At 62.6% G+C, this 23,043-nt stretch carries 24 protein-coding genes and 1 tRNA gene; 7 read left to right on the top strand and 18 right to left on the bottom strand.

What is annotated here, in order from left to right; translation table 11 throughout:
- Window positions 1–27 precede the first annotated feature (27 nt).
- The 4 genes from folD (at window position 28) to hpaR (ending at window position 4,530) form a co-directional block, all read left to right on the top strand.
- On the top strand, window positions 28–897 hold the full coding sequence (gene folD, locus PSUB009319_RS10900; RefSeq protein ID WP_124382251.1) for a bifunctional methylenetetrahydrofolate dehydrogenase/methenyltetrahydrofolate cyclohydrolase FolD: 870 nt from the start codon (window positions 28–30) through the stop codon (window positions 895–897).
- Between the two features lie 95 nt (window positions 898–992).
- Window positions 993–3,095 (top strand): M3 family metallopeptidase, encoded by a 2,103-nt coding sequence (locus tag PSUB009319_RS10895; protein ID WP_124382250.1) that lies wholly within the window; start codon window positions 993–995, stop codon window positions 3,093–3,095.
- Window positions 3,096–3,243: 148 nt separating this feature from the next.
- Entirely contained in the window at window positions 3,244–4,053 is an 810-nt protein-coding gene (gene xth / locus PSUB009319_RS10890; RefSeq protein ID WP_124382249.1) for an exodeoxyribonuclease III, read from the top strand.
- Between the two features lie 12 nt (window positions 4,054–4,065).
- Window positions 4,066–4,530 (top strand): homoprotocatechuate degradation operon regulator HpaR, encoded by a 465-nt coding sequence (gene hpaR, locus PSUB009319_RS10885; protein WP_124382248.1) that lies wholly within the window; start codon window positions 4,066–4,068, stop codon window positions 4,528–4,530.
- A 6-nt stretch (window positions 4,531–4,536) separates the two neighbouring features.
- On the opposite strand, the gene hpaI is transcribed toward hpaR, so the two are convergent.
- From hpaI to PSUB009319_RS10830, 11 genes are all read right to left on the bottom strand, one after another.
- On the bottom strand, window positions 4,537–5,343 hold the full coding sequence (gene hpaI, locus PSUB009319_RS10880) for a 4-hydroxy-2-oxoheptanedioate aldolase (RefSeq protein WP_124382247.1): 807 nt from the start codon (window positions 5,341–5,343) through the stop codon (window positions 4,537–4,539).
- Window positions 5,344–5,363: 20 nt separating this feature from the next.
- Window positions 5,364–6,167: a 2-oxo-hept-4-ene-1,7-dioate hydratase gene (hpaH, locus tag PSUB009319_RS10875; RefSeq protein ID WP_124382246.1), complete on the bottom strand. Its 804-nt coding sequence runs from the start codon at window positions 6,165–6,167 to the stop codon at window positions 5,364–5,366.
- A 3-nt stretch (window positions 6,168–6,170) separates the two neighbouring features.
- On the bottom strand, window positions 6,171–6,560 hold the full coding sequence (locus PSUB009319_RS10870) for a 5-carboxymethyl-2-hydroxymuconate Delta-isomerase (RefSeq protein ID WP_124382245.1): 390 nt from the start codon (window positions 6,558–6,560) through the stop codon (window positions 6,171–6,173).
- Between the two features lie 13 nt (window positions 6,561–6,573).
- A complete protein-coding gene (gene hpaD, locus PSUB009319_RS10865) occupies window positions 6,574–7,431 on the bottom strand; it encodes a 3,4-dihydroxyphenylacetate 2,3-dioxygenase (protein ID WP_124382244.1) in 858 nt (285 codons plus the stop codon).
- 53 nt (window positions 7,432–7,484) lie between these two features.
- Entirely contained in the window at window positions 7,485–8,966 is a 1,482-nt protein-coding gene (hpaE, locus tag PSUB009319_RS10860; protein ID WP_124382243.1) for a 5-carboxymethyl-2-hydroxymuconate semialdehyde dehydrogenase, read from the bottom strand.
- Window positions 8,963–9,733 carry a fumarylacetoacetate hydrolase family protein gene (locus PSUB009319_RS10855; protein WP_124382242.1) on the bottom strand — a complete coding sequence of 257 codons (771 nt, stop codon included), beginning with the start codon at window positions 9,731–9,733 and terminating at the stop codon, window positions 8,963–8,965. Before PSUB009319_RS10855 ends, hpaE begins: the two co-directional genes overlap by 4 nt.
- Window positions 9,730–10,491, bottom strand: a complete 762-nt coding sequence (locus PSUB009319_RS10850; protein WP_124382241.1) for a fumarylacetoacetate hydrolase family protein — start codon at window positions 10,489–10,491, stop codon at window positions 9,730–9,732. The genes PSUB009319_RS10855 and PSUB009319_RS10850 overlap by 4 nt, the downstream gene beginning before the upstream one ends.
- Window positions 10,492–10,680: 189 nt before the next feature.
- Complete coding sequence (locus PSUB009319_RS10845) at window positions 10,681–10,971, bottom strand: DUF1488 family protein (protein ID WP_124382435.1); 291 nt, start codon at window positions 10,969–10,971, stop codon at window positions 10,681–10,683.
- Between the two features lie 531 nt (window positions 10,972–11,502).
- Entirely contained in the window at window positions 11,503–12,933 is a 1,431-nt protein-coding gene (locus PSUB009319_RS10840) for an amino acid permease (protein WP_124382240.1), read from the bottom strand.
- A 190-nt stretch (window positions 12,934–13,123) separates the two neighbouring features.
- Window positions 13,124–14,248, bottom strand: coding sequence for a DNA polymerase IV (dinB, locus tag PSUB009319_RS10835; protein ID WP_124382239.1), 1,125 nt, complete (start codon window positions 14,246–14,248; stop codon window positions 13,124–13,126).
- Window positions 14,249–14,379: 131 nt separating this feature from the next.
- Window positions 14,380–14,757 carry a hypothetical protein gene (locus tag PSUB009319_RS10830; RefSeq protein WP_124382238.1) on the bottom strand — a complete coding sequence of 126 codons (378 nt, stop codon included), beginning with the start codon at window positions 14,755–14,757 and terminating at the stop codon, window positions 14,380–14,382.
- Window positions 14,758–15,071: 314 nt separating this feature from the next.
- On the opposite strand from PSUB009319_RS10830, the gene PSUB009319_RS10825 reads away from it, so the two are divergent.
- On the top strand, window positions 15,072–16,010 hold the full coding sequence (locus tag PSUB009319_RS10825) for an aldose epimerase (RefSeq protein WP_124382434.1): 939 nt from the start codon (window positions 15,072–15,074) through the stop codon (window positions 16,008–16,010).
- A gap of 20 nt (window positions 16,011–16,030) precedes the next feature.
- Here the strand turns inward: PSUB009319_RS10825 and PSUB009319_RS10820 are convergent, their stop codons facing one another.
- Entirely contained in the window at window positions 16,031–16,366 is a 336-nt protein-coding gene (locus PSUB009319_RS10820; RefSeq protein WP_124382237.1) for a carboxymuconolactone decarboxylase family protein, read from the bottom strand.
- A 118-nt stretch (window positions 16,367–16,484) separates the two neighbouring features.
- On the opposite strand from PSUB009319_RS10820, the gene PSUB009319_RS10815 reads away from it, so the two are divergent.
- A complete protein-coding gene (locus PSUB009319_RS10815) occupies window positions 16,485–17,426 on the top strand; it encodes an AraC family transcriptional regulator (RefSeq protein WP_124382236.1) in 942 nt (313 codons plus the stop codon).
- Here the strand turns inward: PSUB009319_RS10815 and PSUB009319_RS23250 are convergent, their stop codons facing one another.
- The gene (locus PSUB009319_RS23250; RefSeq protein ID WP_124382235.1) at window positions 17,427–17,702 is read right to left on the bottom strand and encodes a hypothetical protein; all 276 of its coding nucleotides are present in this window, start codon (window positions 17,700–17,702) and stop codon (window positions 17,427–17,429) included. It lies immediately after the preceding gene.
- A gap of 163 nt (window positions 17,703–17,865) precedes the next feature.
- Between PSUB009319_RS23250 and PSUB009319_RS10805 the strand changes: the two genes are divergently transcribed.
- A tRNA-Pro gene (locus PSUB009319_RS10805) sits at window positions 17,866–17,942 on the top strand.
- A 94-nt stretch (window positions 17,943–18,036) separates the two neighbouring features.
- Here PSUB009319_RS10805 and PSUB009319_RS10800 read toward each other — a convergent pair.
- The 5 genes from PSUB009319_RS10800 to rplT form a co-directional block, all read right to left on the bottom strand.
- Window positions 18,037–18,468 carry a MerR family transcriptional regulator gene (locus PSUB009319_RS10800; RefSeq protein ID WP_124382234.1) on the bottom strand — a complete coding sequence of 144 codons (432 nt, stop codon included), beginning with the start codon at window positions 18,466–18,468 and terminating at the stop codon, window positions 18,037–18,039.
- Window positions 18,469–18,526: 58 nt separating this feature from the next.
- The gene (locus PSUB009319_RS10795) at window positions 18,527–18,943 is read right to left on the bottom strand and encodes an integration host factor subunit alpha (protein ID WP_124382233.1); all 417 of its coding nucleotides are present in this window, start codon (window positions 18,941–18,943) and stop codon (window positions 18,527–18,529) included.
- 78 nt (window positions 18,944–19,021) lie between these two features.
- The gene (gene pheT, locus PSUB009319_RS10790) at window positions 19,022–21,451 is read right to left on the bottom strand and encodes a phenylalanine--tRNA ligase subunit beta (RefSeq protein WP_124382232.1); all 2,430 of its coding nucleotides are present in this window, start codon (window positions 21,449–21,451) and stop codon (window positions 19,022–19,024) included.
- 63 nt (window positions 21,452–21,514) lie between these two features.
- A complete protein-coding gene (gene pheS / locus PSUB009319_RS10785; RefSeq protein ID WP_124382231.1) occupies window positions 21,515–22,549 on the bottom strand; it encodes a phenylalanine--tRNA ligase subunit alpha in 1,035 nt (344 codons plus the stop codon).
- A 130-nt stretch (window positions 22,550–22,679) separates the two neighbouring features.
- Window positions 22,680–23,036 carry a 50S ribosomal protein L20 gene (gene rplT, locus PSUB009319_RS10780; RefSeq protein ID WP_012762124.1) on the bottom strand — a complete coding sequence of 119 codons (357 nt, stop codon included), beginning with the start codon at window positions 23,034–23,036 and terminating at the stop codon, window positions 22,680–22,682.
- Between the last annotated feature and the right edge of the window lie 7 nt (window positions 23,037–23,043).

The raw sequence follows: 23,043 nt of genomic DNA, 5'->3' as shown, positions 1-23,043 counted from the left end.
TTTGCCCTCTCCCTCCTCCGCCCAGCCATGACCGCCCAACTCATTGACGGCAACGCGCTTGCCAAACAACTCCGCGCCGAGGCCGCACAACGCGCCGCCGCGCTGACCGCACGGGGCCACCAGCCTGGCCTCGCCGTCATCCTCGTCGGTGAAGACCCTGCCAGCCAGGTCTACGTGCGCAACAAGATCAAGGCGTGCGAAGACAACGGCTTTCTGTCCAGCTTCGACCGCTACCCCGCTGACCTGACCGAAGCTGACCTGCTCGGCCGCATCGATGCCCTGAACCGCGACCCGCGCATCCATGGCATTCTGGTCCAACTGCCGCTGCCCAAGCACATCGACAGCCACAAGGTGCTCGAAGCCATTGCGCCCGAGAAGGACGTCGACGGTTTCCATGTCGCCAATGCCGGCGCGCTGATGACCGGCGCCCCGCTGTTCCGCCCATGCACGCCTTACGGCTGCATGAAGATGCTGGAATCGATCAACTACCCGGTGCGCGGGGCCAATGCGGTGGTGGTGGGCGCTTCGAACATCGTCGGCAAGCCAATGGCGATGCTGCTTCTGCAGGCCGGCGCCACCATCACCATTTGCAACAGCAAGACGCGCAACCTGGCTGCGCACACGCGTGAGGCCGACATCATCGTGGCCGCCGTTGGCCGCCGTAACATCATCACCGCCGACATGGTCAAGCCGGGCGCCGTCGTCATCGATGTGGGCATGAACCGAGACGATGCCGGCAAGCTCTGCGGCGACGTCGACTTTGCCGGTGTCAAAGAAGTCGCGGGCTACATCACCCCGGTGCCGGGCGGCGTTGGCCCGATGACGATCACCATGCTGCTGATCAATACCCTGGAAGCGGCCGAGCGCGCTGCTGAAGGAGCCGCTCTGGCGGCGTAAGCTTCACCCCGATCCAGTTGGAAACGGAAAAAGCGTCCCCACCTGTTGGATCGGACGCTTTTTTTGTCCCTTCGATTTTTCTACCCCAGCCCGCCATGACCCAAGCCAACAATCCGCTGCTCGATTTCTCCGGTCTGCCGCGCTTTGCAGACATCCGCCCCGAACACATCACACCGGCTGTTGACGTGCTGCTCGAGCAGGCCGCGTCGGCGGTTGCGCAGGTCAAGAACCCGACCACGCCGGTAAGCTGGGAAACCGTGGTCACCGCGCTGGAAGAAGCCACGGAGCCGCTGGGCCGGGCCTGGGGCATCGTCAGCCACCTGAGCGCCGTCGTCGACACACCTCCGCTGCGTGAAGCACACGCCGCCAACCTGCCACGCGTGACCGAATTCTGGTCGGGTCTGGGCCAGGATCTGGAGCTGTTCGAAAAGTACAAGGCGATTGCCGACAGCGCGGAATACGCTGGGCTGTCGCCCGCCCGCAAGAAGCTGCTCGACAATGAACTGCGCGGCTTCCGCCTGGGTGGCGCCGAGTTGCCGGAAGACCAGAAACCGCGCTTTGCAGCCATCCAGGAACAACAGGCGCAACTGACCAAGGCCTTCAGCGACCACGTGCTGGATGCCACCAACGCCTACGCGCTGCTGATCGACGATGAAGCCCGCCTGGCCGGCCTGCCCGACGACGCAAAGCAAGCCGCCCAGGAAGCCGCCCGCCGCGACAACGCCGACGCGACCGGCTGGAAATTCTCGCTGCACTTCCCCTCGTACTTCCCGGTGCTGCAGTACGCAGACGACCGTGCGCTGCGTCGCACGCTGTACGAAGCCAACGTCACACGCGCGTCCGAACTGGGCGCACAGTACGGCAGCGGCAAGGCCGAGTGGGACAATACTGCCAACATGGCCGAACAGCTCACGCTGCGCACCGAAGAAGCGCACATGCTCGGCTATCGCAATTTCGGCGAGGTGTCGCTCGTGCCGAAGATGGCCGATTCACCGGAAGACGTGCTGCGCTTCCTGGGCGAACTGGCCGACCGCGCCCGCCCCTTCGCCGAGAAGGATTGGGAAGAGCTGCAGGCGTTCGCCAAGACCACGCTCGGCATCGACAAGCTCGAACCGTGGGACATGGCCTATGCGTCAGAAAAGCTGCGCGAGGCGCGCTATGCATTCTCCGAGCAGGAGGTGAAGCAGTACTTCCCGGAACCTGCCGTGCTGGATGGCCTGTTCAACGTCGTGCAGACGCTGTTTTCGGTGAAGATCCAGCCGGAAGCGGCAGCGGTGTGGCACCCGGACGTGCGCATTTTCCGCGTGGAATCGGCGCAAGGCGACTTGCTCGCGCAGTTCTACATCGACCTGTACGCGCGTGAAGGCAAGCGCGGCGGCGCCTGGATGGACGACGCACGCGGCCGCAAGCTGCTGAACGCGAATACGCCCAACCAGCGCGTACAAACTCCGGTGGCCTACCTCACCTGCAATTTCTCCGGTCCGGTCGGCAACAAACCCGCGCTGTTCACGCACGACGAAGTCATCACCCTTTTCCACGAGTTCGGCCATGGCCTGCACCACATGCTCACGCAGGTGGATGAGCTGGGCGTGTCGGGCATCAACGGCGTGGAATGGGACGCGGTGGAGTTGCCATCGCAGTTCATGGAGAACTTCTGTTGGGAGTGGGAAGTGCTCTCGCGCATGACCCGCCACGTGACTTCCGGCGAGCCACTGCCGCGCAAGCTGTACGAGAGCATGCTGGCCGCGAAGAACTTCCAGAACGGCATGGCGACGCTGCGCCAGATCGTGTTCTCGACGTTCGACATGCATTTGCATACGGACTTTGACCCGAAAGGCGCAACCTCGGTGCTGGATCTGTCGCGCCAGGTCAACAACCGTTTCCACGTGGTGCCGCAGGCCGAGCTGTCGCGCTGGCCGAATACGTTCAGCCATATCTTTGCCGGCGGCTATGCGGCGGGCTACTACAGCTACAAGTGGGCTGAGGTGCTGTCGGCGGACGCCTATGCGGCGTTTGAAGAGGCTTGCAAGCTGAGTGGCTCGGTGCTGGATGCCGAGACCGGTGCACGCTATCGCCGCGAAGTCCTGGCCGTTGGCGGCAGCCGTCCAGCGATCGAATCGTTCACAGCCTTCCGCGGCCGCGCGCCGAGCATCGACGCGCTGCTGCGCCACGGCGGCATGGTGGAGGAAGCCGCATAACGCGCTGCGTCGTCAGCGATGGCAACGCCGCTTCGCGCCTTGCGCCGAAGCGGCGTTTTCATTAGAGCCCACTGCGCTTGATGGCACAATAACGCACCCCTGGACGGCGCCACCCGTGCGCCGTCGCCATTTGCAAGGACCGAGCCCCATGCGCGTCGCAACCTGGAACGTTAACTCCCTCAAAGTCCGCCTGCCGCACGTGCTGCAGTGGCTGGCCGAGCGCGAAGCCGACGCCACGCCCATCGACCTGCTCTGCCTGCAGGAACTCAAACTGCCCGACGACCGCTACCCGCTGGCCGAGCTGGACGCTGCCGGTTATGCATCACTGTTCACGGGTCAAAAAACATACAACGGTGTCGCCATCCTCGCGCGCAAGGCTGCGGTGCCAGAAGGCCGCGATGTGGTGAAGAACATCCCGGGTTTTGACGACGAGCAGCAGCGCATCCTGGCTGCCACGTATGACGTGGACGGTGGCCCCGTTCGCGTGATCTCTGCCTACATCCCGAACGGGCAGGCGCTCGACTCCGACAAGTTCGTCTATAAGCTGCGCTGGCTGGAGGCGCTGCAAGCGTGGCTGAAGACCGAGATGGCAGCAAACCCGCGCCTGATGCTGCTGGGCGATTTCAATATCGCCCCCGAAGACCGCGATGTGCACGACCCGAAGAAGTGGGAAGGTCAGAATCTGGTGTCGCCGGAAGAGCGTGCCGCGTTTCGCGCGATGGAAGGCGCCGGTCTGGTCGATGCCTTCCGCATGTTCGAACAGGAAGACAAGCTCTTCTCGTGGTGGGATTACCGCATGTTCGGCTTCAAGCGCAATGCCGGCCTGCGGATTGACCACATCATGCTGTCGCCGGAACTCGCCAAGCTGTGCGAGTCGTGCCATATCGATCGTGTGCCGCGCACGTGGGAGCAGCCCTCGGACCATACGCCTGTGGTCGCCGCTCTGCGCAGCGCATAGGGGGCGCCCAGCATGGCTTTTGCTTTCAAGCACCGCAATCTGCCGCATCTGTTGCTGCGCGCGCGTGAGACCTTCATGGCGCGCTTTCGGCCGATCCTGCGCGAGCACGGCATCACCGAGCAGCAATGGCGTGTGCTGCGCACGCTCAACGACACGGGCGACATGGAGCCCAACCAGCTTGCCGATGCGTGCCTGATCCTGAGCCCAAGCCTGACGCGCATGCTCGCGGCGATGGAGCAATCCGAGATGATCGTGCGGACGAAGTCGGCGGTAGATCAGCGTCGGCAAGTGATTTCGCTCACGCCCAAGAGCCGCCAGTTCCTGGCCGATGTGGAACCGCAGGTGGATGCGGAGTACGCACGTATCGAGGGGCAGCTTGGTCGCGCGCGGCTGGACGCCCTCTACACTGCCATCGACGAGTCAATCCGCGTCATGGAAACGCACACACCGATGGCACGGTTCACGGGCGACGAGTAACCCCCGTCAATAAACGCTGCCAGCGGTCTGAGGCTTGGCAGCGCCCGTTCCCTTGAACGCCTGCGCCAGTTGTTCGGCGCTGCGCGCCAGCAACGTCACATCCGTCCCCACCGCAACGAAGGTCGCCCCGAGCGACAGGTAGTGCCGTGCCTGCGCCTGATCCGCCGACAGGATGCCGGCTGCCTTGCCCGAGGCAACGATACGGCCGATCGTCCCGTCAATGACCTGGCGAACTTCCGGATGCCCCGGCGCGCCCAGGTGCCCCATGGAGGCAGCCAGATCGCCGGGGCCGATAAAGACGCCGTCCACGCCCTCCACCGCGAGAATCCCGTCGAGATTCGCCACGCTCTCTACGGTTTCGACCTGAATAAGCGTGCACATCTGCGCATTGGCCTGGTGCAGATAATCGTCCACACGGTTCCAGCGCGACGCGCGAGCCAGCGCACTGCCCACGCCGCGGATACCGTTGGGCGGATAGCGCATCGCTTCCACCGCGGCACGTGCCTCATCGGCGTTCTGCACCATCGGTATCAGCAATGTCTGCGCGCCGATGTCGAGCAGGCGCTTGATCTCGACCGGATCATTCCAGGCCGGCCGAACAATCGGATGCGACGGGTACGGTGCCACTGCCTGCAGTTGGGCCAATGTCGATTGCAACTGGTTAGGCGCGTGCTCGTTGTCGATCAACAGCCAATCGAAACCAGCCCCCGCCACGATCTCGGCCGGGTACGGATGCGTCATCGCCATCCACAGGCCAATCTGCGCACGGCGTTCGGCCAGCGCGCGCTTGAAGAGGTTCTCTGGGAGTTGCATGGTGTGCACCCTGTCGAGGATCAGACGAAATGGCAGGCGATGCTGCCGAGCGGGCCGTAGTCGCAGTGGAAGGTATCACCCGGGCGTGCGGCCACAGGCCGCGTGAACGAGCCACCAAGGATGACCTGCCCCGGCTCCAGCGCCACACCGTGCGGCGCCAGCTTGTTCGCAAGCCACACCACGCCGTTGGCCGGATGGTTCAGCACGCCGGCTGCCACGCCCGTTTCTTCAATGACGGCGTTGCGCGACAGGATGGCGCTGACCCAACGCAGGTCCACATCGTGCATGCGGATCGGCCGGCCGCCGATCACCACGCCAGCGTTGGCGGCGTTGTCGGCAATCGTGTCGAAAACCTTGCGCGGGCGGCCGCTTTCGGGGTCGATCGATTGCGAACGCGCATCGATGATCTCCAGCGCGGGAATCACGTGATCCACCGCTTCATACACATCGAACAGCGTCACCTCCGCGCCCCCCAGCCGCTTGCCGAGCACGAACGCCAGTTCCACCTCCACGCGCGGCACGATGAATCGATGGGTGGGAATCTCGCTGCCCTCGGCAAAGAACATGTCGTCGAGCAGCGCACCATAGTCAGGTTCGTCGATCTGCGAAGACTGCTGCATCGCGCGCGATGTCAGGCCGATCTTGTGGCCCTTCAGGCGCCGCCCCTGCGCCAGCTTCATCGTCACCCATTCGCGCTGGATGGCGTAAGCATCTTCAATGGTGATGTCGGGGTAGTCGAGCGACACCTGGCGGATCTGCTTGCGATCGATCTCGGCCCGATGCAAGCGGCGCGCGATGGTCTCAACGGTCGTGGGTTCGAGCATGGATCAGGCCTTGCGGAAACGCGCGTGGATGTTGTTGTGCTTATAGCTGCTGCCCTCGTCAAACTCGGTCAGCTCCATCGAGAGGGCCAGGTAACGGCGCGCAAAGACTTCCGCAAAATGCGCCTTGATCGCCTCGAACAGCGCATCGCACGCAACCTTCTTGATCTCGGGCGTGCGGCCCGCACCGATCTTGAGCGTGACATGGACGAACGCGTCGTCTTCCTTGCCGTCGGCTACGCGGTAGTCCGTCAGCTTGATGGCGCGCGAGCGGATGCCGCCCGTCGGGAACACGCCATTCTGCGCGATCAGCGTCTCGTTGAGGCTCTGCAGCAGTTGCTGGATGCGGGCGTCGCCGCCCAGGTTGTCGGTGTATTCGACGATGACATGCGGCATGTCGCGCTCCTGCTCACACCCGATCCGGCAACGGGAAGATCGCATTGATCTGGCCCGTGCCGGAACTGGGAAAATATTCGGTGATGACTTCGACGCCCTTGTCGTAGGCATCCCAACCGAGCAGGCCAAGCAGCATGGCCGTGTCGTGCATGCCGCCCTCGCCTTCGCACAGCGATGCGTATTCGGGCAGCATCGCGCAGAAGGTTTTCCAGTCGCCCTGCTTCCATAATTCCACCACGCGCAGATCGACCTGCTGGTAGAACTCGCGGCTGATCCGGTCGATAGCGTCTTCCGGGCTGCCGTTATCGTTGAAGCGGTGTGAGAGCGAACCGCTGGCCAGGAATGCGACGGTGCTGTCGCTGGCTTCAATGGCCTCGAGCAGTGCAGCACCAAAGCGGCGGCTTTCATCCAATTTGTGCCACGCGCACCAACCGGCAATCGACACGACTTTGAAATGCTGATCGCTGTTCATGTAACGCATCGGCACCAGTGTGCCGTATTCGAGTTCCAGGCTGTCGATCTCGTGCGCCCGGGTGAAGACGCCGCGCTCCGTTGCCGTCTGCGCAATCAACCGGCCAAGCGCTGGATTGCCCGAGTACGCATACCGCATATCCTTGATGAAATGCGGCAGCTCGTTGCTCGTATAGATGCCTTCGAAATGCGCATTGCAGTTGACGTGGTACCCGGCATTGACCAGCCAGTGCACATCGGACACGACGATGGTGTCCACACCCAGATCACGGCAACGCTGGCCGATGATGCGGTGCCCGTCGATGGCCGCTGCGCGGCAGCCGTGGTGCTTGCCCGGCAACTCCGACAGGTACATCGACGGCACGTGGGTGATCTTTGCGGCCAAGGCCAGCTTGCCCATGATGTCTCCTTCCGCCCTTGTCTTGGTGTATGTCCGGCGCAGCGTCAGCAGCGTCAAACGCCCCAGCGTGGGATATGGTGGCTGCCCATCGAGATGCAGACGTTCTTGATCTCGGCAAACACCTCCAGACTGTACTCGCCGCCCTCGCGCCCGGTACCGGACGCCTTCACCCCGCCGAACGGCTGACGCAGGTCTCGCACGTTCTGGCTGTTGACGAACACCATGCCCGCTTCGATACCACGCGCCACACGGTGCACCTTGCCCACGTCCTGCGTCCAGATGTACGAGGCCAAGCCGTATTCCACGTCATTGGCCAGTTTCAAGCCATCGGCCTCATCCTTGAACGGGATCAGGCAAGCCACCGGTCCGAAGATTTCCTCCTGTGCCACACGCATGCGGTTGTCGACGTTGGCCAGCACCGTCGGGGCAACAAAGTTGCCGTTCTTCAGATGCTCGGACAGCCCTGCCGGCTTGTCGGGGCCACCCGCCAGAACCTTGGCGCCTTCCTGCTCGCCCAGGCGGATGTAGCCCGTGACCTTCTCCCAATGTGCGCGCGTGATCATCGAGCCGACGTTGGTCTTCTCATCTGCCGGATCGCCCACCACAAGCCGCTTCGCACGCTCGGCAAACTTGCGCGCGAAGTCGTCGTAGACGCTTTCCTGCACGAAGATGCGCGAACCGGCCGTGCAGCGCTCGCCGTTGATCGAGAAGATGGTGAACAGCGACGCATCCAGCGCACGGTCCAGATCCGCATCATCGAAAATCAGCACGGGTGATTTACCGCCCAGCTCCATCGAGAATTTCTTCAGGCCGGCGCGCTCCATGATGCGCTTGCCGGTGACAGTGCCGCCGGTGAACGACACCACGCGCACGTCGGGATGACGCACCAATGCATCGCCCGCAGTTGCGCCATAGCCCTGCACGACATTCAGCACGCCCGGCGGAATGCCCGCCTCCAACGCCAGGCGGCCAAGCTGCTCGGCGGTCAGCGGCGACAGCTCCGACATCTTCAACACCGCTGTATTGCCCAGCGCCAGGCACGGCGCGACCTTCCACGTGGCCGTCATGAATGGCACGTTCCACGGCGAGATCAGCGCGCAAACGCCCACCGGCTGATACAGCGTGTAGTTCAGCATCTGGTCGTCAACCGGATACGTGCGGCCGTTGACCTGCGTGCACACCTCGGCGAAGAAGTGGAAGTTCTCCGATGCGCGCGGAATGAGCTGCTTGCTCGTCTGCGCGATCGGCAAGCCCGTGTCCATCGTCTCCAGCGCAGCGAGGTGCGGCACGTTCTGCTCGATCAGCTCGCCCAAGCGGCGCATCAACGTGGCGCGCTGCTTGGCCGGTGTGTTGGCCCACGCTGGAAATGCCGCCTTGGCTGCCGCTACCGCCGCATTGATCTCCGCTTCGCCGCCCGACGCCACCTCGGTAATCGCCTCGCCCGTAGCCGGATTGGTGGTAATAAAACGCTCGGGGCTGTCGACCTGCCGGCCGTCGATCCAGTGTTTGACGGGGTCCATGTTGACGGCGTTCATGCGGGCTCCTTGTTCAGCTGTTCCGCGGCAATCGTGCTCGCCAGCCTGCCGATGCTTTCGATTTCGGTGATGACCTCGTCGCCGGGCTGCGTGTCGGCCAAACCCTCGGGCGTGCCGGTCAAGATCATGTCGCCAGCCTCAAGCGTCATGAAACTCGAGAACCAAGCGATCAACGCGGGGATATCGAAAATCATGTCACGCGTGCTGCCCTCTTGCGTCACGCGGCCGTTGACGGTGGTGCGCAACGCAAGGTTCATCGGGTCGGGCACATCGTCCCGGTCGACCAGCCATGGGCCAATGGGCGTGCACGTATCGCGGCTCTTCACGCGCAGGTTCGGGCGGTAATAGTTCTCGAGGTAGTCGCGAATGGCATAGTCGTTGGCCACTGTGTAGCCGGATACGACCTCGTACGCACGCTCACGCGGCACGTTGCTCGCGGTCTTGCCGATCACGACCACCAGTTCGCACTCGTAGTGCATGAAGTCAACGCCCGCCGGGCGCACGGTGCGCGCACGATGACCGATCAGCGTGTTCGAGCCTTTCAGAAAGGCAAGCGGCTCAACGGGTGCCTTGAAGGCGAGTTCCTTGGCGTGATCGGCATAGTTCAAACCCAGCGCGAAAATCGTGCGTGGCACAACCGGCGGCAGCCACACGACTTCGGTCTCATGCAGCACGCGGCCGTCGGCCAGTTGCAGATAGGTGTCGTCGCCGGGCACTGCGGTGGCACGGTGTATCGCACCGTCATAGGCAATACGCGCGTGCTTCATCGCGAAGCCTCCTGCGCGTGGCAAACCAGCCGCGTTGTCAGCGTGCCGATGTGGGCGATCTCGATATCGATGCGGTCCCCTGCACGTGCCAGTGGCGGATTCTCCGGCATGCCAACAAGCAGCACGTCACCGGCTTCCAGCGTCATGAACGCCGTCACGTCGGCAAGCAACTGCGCGACCGGCCGCACCAACGTCGATGTGTTCGCGCGTTGCTTGATCGCGCCGTTGATGCGCACCGTGATGTCCAGCCCGTCGGCATCCGGCACGTCTTCACGGTCAACCACCCATGGGCCAATCGGACAGAAACCATCACGACACTTGTGACGGATCGCCGGGCGGTAGTAACTCGCGTGCGGCACGGTCAAGTCATTGACGATGGTGTAGCCGGAGATGAAATCTGCGGCGCGCTTTGCAGGCACGCGCGCGGCAGTACGACTGACCACCACGCCCAGGCAAGCACCCGCCCAGACGACATCGACGTCTGCCGGCAGCAAGACTTCGTGGCCATGGCCGATACGGGTGTTGGCCGGTTTGAGATAGAGGATGGGCGCCTTGGGAGGTGCCTGGTAAGGCGGCGCAGAGAGCGTGTCGCCCAACGCTTCCAGTTCGCCACGGTAGTTCAACAGTGCGCCGACGACCGTGCCTTCAATCGGCGGCAGCCAGCACAGCAAATCTGCCATGCAGGCCTCTGCGTCGGCGGGTGCAACCGCCATGTCCGTTACCCAGCCATCCGGCAATGCCACTCTGCCTCGCCGCATCGTGTCTCCTGTCACCCCATATAATTAACATGTTAATCATCAGATCGGATCACGGCCATGTCAAGTCGGGAAACTCCGGCGCAATGAAAAAGCCGGCCACGCGGACCGGCTTTTTTCAGGCAACGGACGATGTGTCCGCCACACAGAGGCATCGGACACACCGATGTCTACGCAGGCAATCGATCAGATTCACGCCACGGCAATATGCGCGCGCTTGACCACGACCGGTTGCGGCAACTCATCTAATCCATGAGATCGCTGCACGCCGTCTGCGATGAGTACGCGGGCGGCATCCTGGATCCGCTCTTGACCAGCCTCGAAGGCCGCCTGAAGCGACAACACCTGATCACCTTCCAGACCTTCCCAAAGCGCCTCGCGCGTTGCCACGCAAGTCACCTTTTCGCCATCGACCAAGGCGTCGAATAGCAGGCCTTCGTTGTTGATGTCGTACGCTTCTTTCTTTTCGAACTTGATTTCCATCATCAAAGCCCTCCGATTGCAATGGACAACAACGCACACGCTGTTGCGTGGAAACCGTGCGGGGGGGCCGGCAAGGCTTCGTCAGACATTCTGTCTGACTGCACAGATCATTTTAACCACAGCTTGCGATGCGCGTGCGAACGTCATTTGCCGCATCGCGGCCTTTGGACGGCGGCTCGAAGCCGCCATCCCAGGCAGCATCAGGCCTCGCGCGCCCATCATCGCAGCTATGCTTTTTTGTCAGGGTCGCGCGTCTGCCGGTTTGAGCAAAGCGAAGGCCACATGCAAGGCGCGTGCCGGACGTATTGGCCGACGCGCGCCCGCTAATGCAACCACATGGTTTGCGACACGTTGATGTCAACGCCGGATGCACTGAAATCATCGCCAGAAAGGCGCGGCGGTTGAACGCAATACACCAACGTTGTAATAGTTGCGCGCCGGCTGAGGGGGAACCGCTCAGCCGGCGGCCTGAATGACGGTGCTTGGCTGCGCGGCAGCCATGTCGTCAGGGAATGGTCGCGCTGCTCTCGATCAGCGTACCGTTTCGGAAACCGGTGCAGCGCCCTGTTCCGCCGTGTGCAGCAGCGAGCGACGGCGCGCATAGCCGAAGTAGACCAGCAGGCCAATCGCAACCCACACCACAAAGGCGATCCAGGTCACAGCCTGCAGATGGCTCATCAGGAACAGGCACATGCCGATGGCCAGCAGCGGCACCACTGGCACACCGGGGCAACGGAAGCCGCGATGCAAGTCCGGGCGCGTACGGCGCAGCACCAGCACAGCAACGGCAATCAGCGAAAACGCTGCGAGCGTGCCGATGTTGATCAGCTCGGCCAGCACATTCAGCGGCACGAAGGCGGCAATCACCGCGAACACGATGCCGACTACCCACGTATTCAGGAACGGCGTCGCATAGCGCGGATGAATGTGCGACAAGCGCTTGGGCAGCAGCCCATCGCGCGACATGGCGAAAATGATGCGGGTCTGGCCATACGCCATCACCAGGATCACGGTCGTCATGCCAATGATGGCGCCCAGATCGACGAAACCTGCCACCCAGCCTTCACCGGCCACCTGCAGCGCCAGCGACACCGGGTGATCCACGCCTGCAAATTTCGCAAACGGCACGATGCCGGTCATGATCGCTGCCACCAGCACATACAGAATCGTGCAGATCGCCAGCGAACCGATGATGCCGATCGGCAAATCACGCTTGGGGTTGCGCACCTCTTCTGCGGCGGACGTCACCGCATCGAAGCCGATGAAGGCGAAGAACACGATGGCCGCCGCGCCAAACACGCCTTCCATGCCGAACGGCATGAACGGTTGCCAGTTGGCCGGTTGCACATGGCGCACGCCCACGACGATAAACAGCAACACCACCGTCACCTTGATCGCCACCATGATGTTGTTGGCGCGCGCTGATTCACGAATGCCAAACGACAGCAGCGTCGTGATCAGCAGCATGATGACCAGCGCCGGCAGATTGAACAGCGTCTGCACGCCCGGGATCGCGCCCGGTGCTGCACTGAGCGCCACCGGCAGATGAAAGCCGAAACCCGATAGCAGCGATTGGAAGTAGCCCGACCAGCCCACCGACACAGCGGACGTGGCCAAGCCGTATTCGAGCATCAGGTCCCAGCCGATGATCCAGGCGACCAGCTCGCCCATCGTGGCGTAGGCATATGTATAGATGGAGCCCGACACGGGAATGGTCGAGGCGAATTCGGCGTAGCACAGTGCGGCAAACCCGCAGGCAAGCGCTGCGACGATGAACGACAACGTCAGCGCAGGCCCGGCGGTCAGCGCGCCCGTGCCGGTCAGCACGAAAATGCCAGTGCCGATGATGGCGCCAACGCCCAGGAAGGTCAGGTCCAGGGGGCCAAGGACTTTCTTCAGGCCAGTATCACCGTGGCCCGTGCGGATCATGTGATCCACGTTTTTGGTGCGAAACAAACTCATTGACTGCGGCTCCTGTCTGCGCGCTGCCGAATGTGACGGCATGCACTGTCGGGCACGTGTAGTGCGCGGCGGCGGATTGTGCAAAAAAGCGGGCATTTTACCCGCTGGCGACACTCCACCCTTCTATCGCCGTCATGCAGACAGGAAAATAGGACAATTCGTACCCGCTTGCAGGGTCGAAGCGCCACGCTCACTCGGCGGCACGGTCTTCGGCAAATAGCGGCTGCTGACGCGCGTGCGCATCCGATTCATACAACCGCACGCCCACACCAAGCAATCGCACAGGAATGCCACGGCGCTCAAACCCCTGCGCCAGCAACTTGAAGAACACCGGCAACGACACCTGCGGCGAGATGCACTCTACCGTCGTGCCATGAAAATCTGCAAAACGCAGCTTGACGTACGTCTTGTGGATCATGCTTCCGGCGCGGGCACGTTCAACGCGAGCGGCCAATTGCTCAACGAGGATGATCAACTCGCGCTGGCAATCGTCGAGTGTTCGCAGATCGGTGGCGTAGGTTTCTTCCACGCTGACGGACTTGCGAATCTGCGAAGACTGCACCTGCCGGTGGTCGATGCCCCGGCAGAGATCGTGCAGCCGAAAACCAAACACGCCGAAATGCTGCTGCAAGCGGTCGGTGCCCCAGGCGCGCAGGTCGCCGCAAGTTTCGGCGCCCAAGCGGCGCAGCTTGGCGGCCGTCACCTTACCGACGCCGAACAGGCGATCAACGGGCAACTCCGCAACAAACGCGTCGATCTGCTCTGGCCGCACAACAAACAGGCCATCGGGCTTGTTCCAATCACTGGCGATCTTGGCGATGAACTTGTTGGGCGCAACCCCCGCCGACACGGTGATACCAATCTCTTCGCGCACGCGGCGGCGGATGTCTTCAGCGATGCGCGTGCCGCTGCCGGCAAGCATCGGGCTGCCGGTCACGTCCAGGTAAGCCTCGTCCAATGAAAGCGGCTCCACCAGCGGCGTGTAGCTGTGGTAAATGGCGAAGATCTGGCGCGCGACCTGGCGGTACTTGTCCATGGACGGCGGCACGATCAGCAAGTCCGGGCAGCGCTTGACGGCCTGCGCCATGGGCATCGCCGAATGGATGCCAAACTTGCGCGCCTCGTAGTTGCAGGTTGCAACCACACCGCGCCGCTCCGGCCGCCCGCCCACGGCCAACGGCTTGCCGGCCAAGCGCGGATCGTCGCGCATTTCGATGGCGGCGTAAAAGCAATCGCAGTCGCAGTGGATGATCTTTCGCACGGCACAAGGCCAGAACCGGCCGCAGGAAGCCGCGTTGGAATCGGGCTTGCTCATTCAGGACGAACGCAAGCGTATCAGCTTCCGCCCGCTGCCCACTGAATACGCATGCCTGGCGGCGCAACAATGCATTTCGCCGATACCGCAACGCAGCATCGGGGCAAATGAGGCCGGCAGGAGAAAACGGTTTAGCGGCCGATATCGTGCCCCACAGCGCCAAGTTCGTCGTTCAGCGCGCGCTGCTCATCGCCGGACAAGCCGCCGCGATGCTGGCTGGCCATGTCGCTGGCTTCCTGGCGGATGCGGCGCAGGCGATCGCGCAGGCCGTCAGCACGATACGGGTCGATATAGCCCTGCGATTGGCGAACGTCGACGCGGTGGAATTCTTCCGCGAGGCGGCCCTGCACTTGATCGAAGCGGGCGCGCGGGTCCGTCGGCGCAGGCGCCGCAACCGGAACCGGCTCGTGCACCACCACCGTGCGTGTTTGCTGCGGCGGCGCCACGACACAACCGGCCATGGAGGCCACCAGCACAGCGCACAGGGTCAGACGCGGAAGAATCGACATGATTGGGCTCGTATTGTCGTTATAGAAAAGCGCAGTCGCGCGGGAACTGGCGCTATCTTACGAACCGCTTCACGCAAAGCTGTGACGATTGGTAACGGCACATGCCTTCTGCAACACCTCCGGCGGCTCAACCGGCGGCGGAGGTTCATCGGGCGATGGCAGATCAGGAGGAATCCCCGGCGGCGCAGGTTCGTCGGGTGGGGGAACGGTATGTGCGGGCAGCACGCAATGGATGGACATGGTTTCCCTCCGGTCAAAACGCATTGACAATCTAGTACGCGATTCCCATGCCAACAAGCCACCCCGCCCAGCCCATGCAAGACCTGCCCACCGCTCGCTTTCAGGACCGCACACTCATTCGCATTGGCGACACGCACGCCGACGGCTCCATGCTGCTGCTCGCACCCGAAGCCGGTGGCCGCCTTGTGCGCTGGCGCCATCGCGGTGAAGACATCCTCTTCTGGCCCGCGTCCGCTGATTGGTCCAACCCGGCCAAAGTCCGCGGCGGCAATCCGCTTCTGTTTCCCTTCATCGGCCGGCATTTCGTGGATGGCGAGGTCGGCCGCTGGCGCGACGCGCGTGGGCAACTTCACGCGCTGCCGCAACACGGCTTTGCTCGCGACCTACCGTTCGAGGTGGAAGACGCAAGCGACGCGCACGTCGTCCTGTTGCTGCGCGACAGCCCGCAGACGCACGAAAGTTATCCGTTTGCCTTTGAATTTCGCGTGACGTACCGGCTGATTCACGATGGACTTGAGGCAACGTTCTCCGTCAAGCATCTGAACGAAGGCGACGCGCATGCGCCGATGCCCTTTTACGCCGGTCATCATTTCTACTTAGCACTACCGCACGCTTTGCGTGGCACGACCGAGCTGTTGACGCCGCCGGCGCGGCTATCACGCCAACTGCCCGACGGCAGCCTCGACAGGCCGGAGCCGGGGCGCAGGACCTACCAGCTCAACGACCCGGCACTGCAAGACCGTTATCACCTGTTAGATGACGCTGGTGCGGTCACGCTCGTCATCCCGCCGCATGCAGAAGCGCCGCTTGGTCGACGCATTCGTGTCGAGGTAGACGGCGCGCCGGTGCCCTGGCATGCCATCACCACCTGGACGGAAAACCCCACGTCCGATTTCTACTGCGTCGAACCGTGGATGGGCCTGCCCAATGCGATCCATCATGGCGAGGGCCTGCACCTGCTCGCCCCCGGCGAGACCCGGCAGGCAACTTGCCGCCTGCGGATCGCACGCTAGCAGCCCCATCAGGCCAGTCGTCAGGCCTTCTCGTAGGCCTGCACTGCGTCCATCACGCGCGCGGAGTACACCAACGCTGCCCCGGCATTGAGCGAAATCGCCACGCTCAGTGCGTCGGCAATCTCCTCATGCGTCGCGCCATGCTTGATCGCTTCGGCCGTGTGCACGGTGATACAACCATCGCAACGCGTGGTTACCGCCACGGCCAGCGCGATCAGTTCGCGCGTTTTCGCATCTAGGCTGCCGGTCGTCGCACCCGACAGTGTCTTGTAGCCCTTGACCGTATCCGGCGTGACCTGACCAATCTCGCCAATGCGCCCCAGCAGTTCCTTCCGATACTCAACCCAGTTCAACATGATGATGTGCTCCGGTGGCGTGGCGCTGGCCCGATGCCCGCGCCGTTGGAAAGAGTATTGCCTTGACGGGCGATCCACTGAATACTCGATTTACGCAAATTTTGTCGAAATCGTCTCAATGGACGCGCTCAGTCAATTCATCCAGCTCACCCGGCCGCAGGCCAGCCTCGATTTGCGCTGCCTGTTCCAGGGGCGGTTCTCGGTCCCGCACGATCCGGAGCCGAATGGCCAAGTGCTGTTCCACCTGGTGCTGTCGGGCAGTTGCCTGATTGACGCCGGCGGCCGCACGCTCACGCTGCGCGGGGGCGATTTCATCCTGTTCCCGCGCGGTGGGGCACACACCATTCACGACCTCAGCGCCGCAGACACGCCCGCCCGCAAGCCCCGCGCGTCGCACGACGGCATGCTGCCGCTTCGCCAAACCGGCCGGGGCACGGCCGAGGTCGATCTGCTCTGCGGCCGCTTTGTTCACGAGCCCGGCTCGACCACGCTGCTGGTGCGTACGTTGCCCGATCCACTGCATGTGTCATTGAGTGATAGCGCGTCGTTTCCGGCGCTGCAAGCACTCATTGGGCTGATGCGCGACGAAGCAGGAACGCGTGCCCCCGGTGCACTGGCGGTCGTCACCTCGCTGAGCCAGGCGTTGCTGACGATGGCCCTGCGCGTCTACGGCCAGCGCGAAAGCGCTGCCCCCGGCACGCTAACGTTGCTCTCAGACGCGCGCCTCGGTCTGTCCGTACAGGCCATGCTCAGCGCGCCCGAACGTGCGTGGACCATCGACGCCCTCGCCGACCTGGCCGCCATGTCACGCGCCACCTACGCGCGCCACTTCAAGGCGCGCGCTGACATGACGGTGTGGGATTTCCTCACGCGTGTGCGCATGACGCTCGCGTGCGACGCACTGATCCATACGCGACTCAGTGCAGGCGAAATCGGTGCGCGCATCGGTTATCAATCCGAAGCGGCGTTCGGCAAGGCATTCAAGCAGCAACTGGGGATGACACCCGCGCGGTATCGGCGGGCAGCGGATAAGCCTTCCAACAACGCTGCCACCAACTAGCTAGCGCTCGGATTTACGGCGAGCGGACGTTTTCGTGTTGCTTTGCGACAGGGCGGGCTCGCGGGCCGGGCGTGTTCCCGTGGCCACCCATTCGCCGTAGAAATCGATCTTGCTGACGAAGCAGTACTGATTGTTATAGGAAACGCCATCACGCGTCGTGCCGGTGCACACCCAACAAAAATCATCCGCCATGAGGGCCACGAAAGGCTTGGCGTTGCTCACTGCCAGTTCGGCAAAAGCGGCCTGCAACAACTGCTTGTTCTCGAGTGCGGTCATGGAGCCCACTGAAATGAACGCTCTGATTACAGGTGCTAGAGCGCACTCTAGTGCAAGGATTTTCTTCACCGCATCCCGATGCAAATGTGACCACGCAGACTTGAAGGAACTGCAAGCGACCCACTAGTCATCGGCGCCATGCCTCTGTTATACTTTCAGGCTTCGGGGCGTAGCGCAGCCTGGTAGCGTACCTGCATGGGGTGCAGGTGGTCGGAGGTTCAAATCCTCTCGCCCCGACCAAAACAAAAGCCCGCGTAACGGATCACGTTACGCGGGCTTTTTCGTTTCTATTTGCGCGCATCCTTTTGCACACATCCTGCGTGCAGTATCGGCTTTACGGCTTGTCGGTACGCAGCACTTCCAGCACCGCCAACAACGCACGTCTCACGCCAGGCACATCGACCTGGCCATTCGCAGCGACAGGCGCCGACGCCACGGCCTCCACCTCCGGCAATTCGTCTTCAACCGATGGTGCGGCACTCGCACCATGCCGCAGTTCATCCAGCCGATTGCGCGCGCCATTGATCGTGAAACCCTGCTCGTACAGCAGCTCACGAATACGCCGGATCAGCAGCACTTCATGATGCTGGTAGTAACGACGATTGCCACGCCGCTTGACCGGCTTGAGCTGCGTAAACTCCTGCTCCCAATAGCGCAGCACGTGCGGCTTGACGGCGCACAGGTCGCTCACCTCACCAATGGTGAAGTAGCGTTTGGCAGGAATCGGTGGCAGGTTGACCCGCTCCGTGTGTTTATCGGCGGCCATACGGGGCTGGCGAAAGAAACGGATTGAACGGACGATTGAACGAAATCACGCAGCCGGATTACGCGACATCCACCGGCAGCGGCTCGACACGCTCTTCAACGAGCGCCTTGAGCTTCTGACTGGCATGGAACGTCACGACGCGGCGTGCGGTGATGGGGATGATCTCCCCCGTCTTCGGGTTGCGGCCCGGACGCTGCGGCTTGTCGCGCAACTGGAAGTTGCCAAAGCCGGACAGCTTGACGCTATCACCCTGTTCAAGCGCCTCACGAATCACGTCGAAAAACGCTTCGACCATGTCCTTCGATTCACGCTTGTTCAGACCGACCTGCTCGAACAGCATCTCGGCAAGCTCGGCCTTGGTAAGCGTCGGCACATCCTGACCGCGCGCATCACGTGCGTCGGCCAATGCTGACGAAGAAGAACCGAGCGCGTCGCCCAAGGGTGCCGCCAACGCAGGCGCGTGTTGATCGTTCATAGGATTCGCTTGGCGTATTCGATCCGAATGCGGAGGTTCGTTCGAGCTGTCTCTAGCGGAGTGCGGACGTTAAAGACGTCAGGCGCGCAGGCGCGCGCCGAATACATCGCCGGCCGCTCGAATCAGTTGCTGTGTGGCGGCCTCGACAATGTCGTCCTGAAGGGTGCTGTCAGTATCTTGCAACGTAATTCTGAAGGCAAGGCTTTTCTCCTGCGCCCCAATGGCCGCCGTGGCGGCCTTCGGACGAAACTCATCGAACAGCACAACGCCTTGCAGATAACGCTGCCACGGGGTGCCGACAGCCGTTTTCTCAAACGTATCGACCAGGTCCTGCACCGCCACATCCTGGCGCACGACAAGCGCGATATCGCGCGTCACGGCCGGCACGCGCGGGACTTCGCGATACTTCGGCAAACCCACTGCAGTGATAGCGTCAAGCTCCACTTCCCACACTACCGGTGCGGTCGGCAGATCGTACTTCTGCAGCCAACGCGGATGCAGCTCGCCAATCCAGCCGATTGCGCGGTCATTCAGCATCACGCGTGCGGCGCGGCCCGGATGCAGCGCGGGGTGCTCCGCGCGTTCGAAGCGCGCCTGCAGCGGCCACAGCAGCGACTCGACATCGCCCTTCACGTCAAAGAAGTCGACAGGACGCGTCTGCACGCCCCACTGCTCTTCCTTGGACGGACCATAGGCGATACCGCCGGCCATCATCGGCTGTGCATAGCCGGCAATCGACAGGCCACCATCTGCGACGCTCGCGTCGCGGTGGAACACGCGGCCCACTTCGAACATCCGCACGCGCGAAGCCTTTCGGTTCAGGTTGTAGCGCACCTTGTCGAGCAGACCGCCGATGAGCGTGCTGCGCATCACCGAATACTGACTGGCGATCGGGTTCAGTAGCAGAATCGGGTTGGTGTTGCCGGCAAAGTCGGCTTCCCATTCGGTCTCAACGAAAGCGAAGTTGACGACCTCGTGATAGTCGCGCGCAGCCACGGCATGACGCACATCGTGCATCGTGCGGCGCGCCTCGTCGGTCGGGCGCATTGCGCTCTCGGCGACCGGCGGCTTGGCGGGGATCTGCTCAAAGCCGTAGATGCGGGCGACTTCTTCGATCAGGTCTTCCTCGATCTCAAGGTCAAAACGGTACGACGGCGGCTCAACGATGAACACATCGCCGTCCACGCCGAACGTGAGGCCGAGGCGCTTGAACACATCGGCCACGACGTCGTGCGACAAAGGAATGCCCAGCACACGCGCCGCACGTGCGACACGCATGCGTACGGGCTCGCGCTTGGGCAGATTAACGATCTGATCATCGATCGGGCCAGCCTGGCCACCGCAGATTTCGAGGATCAATGCACTGATGCGCTCGATGTGTTCAACGGTGGTGGCGTAATCAACGCCGCGTTCAAAGCGATGGCCAGCATCGGTCGAGAAGTTGTAGCGGCGCGCACGGCCCTGGATGGCGGCAGGCCACCAGAACGCGGCTTCGACGTAGATGTTTTGCGTGTCGAGCGTGACGGCCGTCTTGTCGCCGCCCATGATGCCGGCCAGGCTTTCGATGGCCTGCTCATCCGAAATCACGCCGACCTTTTCATCGACGGTGATGGTGTCGCCGTTGAGCAGCTTGAGGGCCTCACCCGCCTTGCCCCAGCGCACCGTCAGGCCGCCGTGGATCTTGTCCAGATCGAACACGTGCGACGGACGGCCCAGCTCCAGCATCACGTAGTTGGAGATATCGACCAGCGCCGACACGCTGCGCATGCCTGCACGCTCGATGCGCGAGACCATCCATGCCGGCGTCTTCGCATGCGCGTTCACACCGCGGATGATGCGACCCGAGAAACGGCCGCACAAGTCGGGCGCCTCCACCTTGACCGGCAGTTTGTCGGACAACGTCACTGCCACCGGTGCCATCGACGGCAGCGTGATGGGCGCGCCCGTCAGCGCGGACACTTCACGTGCCACACCGTGGATCGACAGGCAGTCCGCCTTGTTAGGCGTGAGCTTGATGACGAAAATCTGATCGTCCAGATCAAGCACCTTGCGGATGTCTTCGCCCACCGGCGTGTCTTTCGGCAGGATCAGCAGGCCGCCGTGGTCTTCCGACAGCTTCAGCTCGCGCGCCGAGCACAGCATGCCGTAGCTTTCCACGCCGCGCAGCTTGCCGATCTTGATCTTGAAAGGCTTGCCGTCTTCGCCCGGCGGCAGTTCAGCGCCCACCATCGCGCACGGCACCTTGATGCCCACCGACACGTTCGGCGCACCGCAGACGATCTGCAGCAACTCGCCCGTCCCCGCATCGACCTTGCAGACGTTCAGGCGGTCCGCGTCCGGATGCTTGCTCACCTCGACCACGTGGCCGACAACGATCTGCGAGAACGGCGGCGCGACGGGATCGACCTCTTCCACTTCGAGGCCAGCCATCGTCAGGCGATGGGAGAGTTCATCGGTGGTGATCGGCGGATTGACGAAACTGCGAAGCCAGGATTCCGGAAATTGCATGGCGCGACAGAAAAGAGAATTCGATTAACGAGGCAAAGTGACGAAACTGCGAGCAAACGCGCTTTACGCGAACTGGCGCAGGAAACGCACATCGCCCTCGAAGAACAGGCGCAAGTCGTTGATGCCATAGCGCAGCATCGTCAGGCGTTCCAGGCCGGAGCCGAACGCAAAGCCGATGTAACGCTCCGGGTCCAGACCCATGTTGCGCACCACGGTCGGGTGCACTTGGCCGGAACCAGAAATCTCCAACCATTTGCCGTTGCCGAAGGCCATGTCGATTTCAGCCGACGGCTCCGTGAACGGGAAATACGACGGGCGGAAGCGCACGTTGATGTCGTCGCGCTCGAAGAACTTGCGCAGGAAGTCGGTGTAGACGCCCTTCAAGTCAGCAAAGCTGATGTTGTCAGCAATCCAGAGGCCTTCGACCTGATGGAACATCGGCGAGTGCGTCGCATCGCTGTCAACGCGGTACGTGCGACCCGGCGCGATAACCTTGATCGGCGGGATGCGGTCGAGATGCTTGTACTTCTCGACGTGCATGCGGGCGTAGCGCACCTGCATCGGGCTGGTGTGCGTGCGCAGCAGCAGGAGCTTGTCTTCGCTGTCGCGACCGTCGATGTAGAAAGTGTCCTGCATCGAGCGCGCTGGATGGTTATCCGGGTTGTTCAACGCCGTGAAGTTCATCCAGTCGGATTCGATTTCGGGGCCATCGGCCACATCGAAACCGATCGAGCCGAAGATCTTGGCGACGCGCTCCCACGTATTCATCACCGGGTGCAAGCTGCCCTCGGCCACGTCGCGGCCGGGCAGCGTCACGTCGATCGCCTCGGCGGCCAGACGCGCGTTCATGAGCGCATCGGCCAGCGCCTGGCGGCGGGCATTCAGTGCCTCTTCAACGCGGCTCTTGGCTTGGTTGATGCGCGCGCCTTCGGACTTGCGCGTCTCCGGATCGAGCTTACCGAGGCCCTTGAGCAAGTCGGTCAATACGCCGGACTTGCCGAGAAAGCGCGCCTTCTCGTTTTCCAGCGAGGCGTTGTCCTCCACAGAGGCAAACGCGGTTTGGGCATCGACGACGACTTGATCCAGATCCAGTGACATGGGAAGGCGAGCGAAAAAATTCGGGTGATTCGGAACTACGGAATAAAAAACGGGGCTCGGTGTGAGCCCCGTCAGGGTGACTAGCCGGCAAACTGTTGGGCAATCCCAGCGGCCTGCCCGGCCAATCCAATCAGGCGACGTTGGCTTTCACCTGGTTCACGATGGCGGCAAAAGCCACCTTGTCGTGAATGGCCATGTCCGACAGCACCTTGCGGTCCAGCTCGATGGACGCCTTCTTCAGGCCGTTCATGAACTTGCTGTAGGTCAGGCCGTGCTCGCGTGCGCCAGCGTTGATACGTGCAATCCAGAGTGCGCGGAACACGCGCTTCTTGTTGCGACGATCGCGGTAGGCGTACTGGCCGGCACGCATGACCGCTTGCTTGGCAATGCGATAAACGTTATTGCGACGGCCGCGGTAACCCTTGGCTGCGCTGATAACCTTCTTATGACGGGCCCGCGCTGTGACCCCACGTTTTACTCGAGGCATGAAATGC

The sequence above is a fragment of the Ralstonia sp. SET104 genome (assembly GCF_003851545.1).
Lineage (GTDB): Bacteria > Pseudomonadota > Gammaproteobacteria > Burkholderiales > Burkholderiaceae > Ralstonia.
This window is presented reverse-complemented; position numbering and strand designations above follow the sequence as displayed.

What these genes read in the sequence shown, in the direction of transcription:
- folD (WP_124382251.1), top strand. Translation starts at nt 28, where the DNA reads ATGACCGCCCAACTCATTGACGGCAACGCGCTTGCCAAACAACTCCGC.
- PSUB009319_RS10895 (WP_124382250.1), top strand. Translation starts at nt 993, where the DNA reads ATGACCCAAGCCAACAATCCGCTGCTCGATTTCTCCGGTCTGCCGCGC.
- xth (WP_124382249.1), top strand. Translation starts at nt 3,244, where the DNA reads ATGCGCGTCGCAACCTGGAACGTTAACTCCCTCAAAGTCCGCCTGCCG.
- hpaR (WP_124382248.1), top strand. Translation starts at nt 4,066, where the DNA reads ATGGCTTTTGCTTTCAAGCACCGCAATCTGCCGCATCTGTTGCTGCGC.
- hpaI (WP_124382247.1), bottom strand. Translation starts at nt 5,343, where the DNA reads ATGCAACTCCCAGAGAACCTCTTCAAGCGCGCGCTGGCCGAACGCCGT.
- hpaH (WP_124382246.1), bottom strand. Translation starts at nt 6,167, where the DNA reads ATGCTCGAACCCACGACCGTTGAGACCATCGCGCGCCGCTTGCATCGG.
- PSUB009319_RS10870 (WP_124382245.1), bottom strand. Translation starts at nt 6,560, where the DNA reads ATGCCGCATGTCATCGTCGAATACACCGACAACCTGGGCGGCGACGCC.
- hpaD (WP_124382244.1), bottom strand. Translation starts at nt 7,431, where the DNA reads ATGGGCAAGCTGGCCTTGGCCGCAAAGATCACCCACGTGCCGTCGATG.
- hpaE (WP_124382243.1), bottom strand. Translation starts at nt 8,966, where the DNA reads ATGAACGCCGTCAACATGGACCCCGTCAAACACTGGATCGACGGCCGG.
- PSUB009319_RS10855 (WP_124382242.1), bottom strand. Translation starts at nt 9,733, where the DNA reads ATGAAGCACGCGCGTATTGCCTATGACGGTGCGATACACCGTGCCACC.
- PSUB009319_RS10850 (WP_124382241.1), bottom strand. Translation starts at nt 10,491, where the DNA reads ATGCGGCGAGGCAGAGTGGCATTGCCGGATGGCTGGGTAACGGACATG.
- PSUB009319_RS10845 (WP_124382435.1), bottom strand. Translation starts at nt 10,971, where the DNA reads ATGGAAATCAAGTTCGAAAAGAAAGAAGCGTACGACATCAACAACGAA.
- PSUB009319_RS10840 (WP_124382240.1), bottom strand. Translation starts at nt 12,933, where the DNA reads ATGAGTTTGTTTCGCACCAAAAACGTGGATCACATGATCCGCACGGGC.
- dinB (WP_124382239.1), bottom strand. Translation starts at nt 14,248, where the DNA reads ATGAGCAAGCCCGATTCCAACGCGGCTTCCTGCGGCCGGTTCTGGCCT.
- PSUB009319_RS10830 (WP_124382238.1), bottom strand. Translation starts at nt 14,757, where the DNA reads ATGTCGATTCTTCCGCGTCTGACCCTGTGCGCTGTGCTGGTGGCCTCC.
- PSUB009319_RS10825 (WP_124382434.1), top strand. Translation starts at nt 15,072, where the DNA reads ATGCAAGACCTGCCCACCGCTCGCTTTCAGGACCGCACACTCATTCGC.
- PSUB009319_RS10820 (WP_124382237.1), bottom strand. Translation starts at nt 16,366, where the DNA reads ATGTTGAACTGGGTTGAGTATCGGAAGGAACTGCTGGGGCGCATTGGC.
- PSUB009319_RS10815 (WP_124382236.1), top strand. Translation starts at nt 16,485, where the DNA reads ATGGACGCGCTCAGTCAATTCATCCAGCTCACCCGGCCGCAGGCCAGC.
- PSUB009319_RS23250 (WP_124382235.1), bottom strand. Translation starts at nt 17,702, where the DNA reads ATGACCGCACTCGAGAACAAGCAGTTGTTGCAGGCCGCTTTTGCCGAA.
- PSUB009319_RS10800 (WP_124382234.1), bottom strand. Translation starts at nt 18,468, where the DNA reads ATGGCCGCCGATAAACACACGGAGCGGGTCAACCTGCCACCGATTCCT.
- PSUB009319_RS10795 (WP_124382233.1), bottom strand. Translation starts at nt 18,943, where the DNA reads ATGAACGATCAACACGCGCCTGCGTTGGCGGCACCCTTGGGCGACGCG.
- pheT (WP_124382232.1), bottom strand. Translation starts at nt 21,451, where the DNA reads ATGCAATTTCCGGAATCCTGGCTTCGCAGTTTCGTCAATCCGCCGATC.
- pheS (WP_124382231.1), bottom strand. Translation starts at nt 22,549, where the DNA reads ATGTCACTGGATCTGGATCAAGTCGTCGTCGATGCCCAAACCGCGTTT.
- rplT (WP_012762124.1), bottom strand. Translation starts at nt 23,036, where the DNA reads ATGCCTCGAGTAAAACGTGGGGTCACAGCGCGGGCCCGTCATAAGAAG.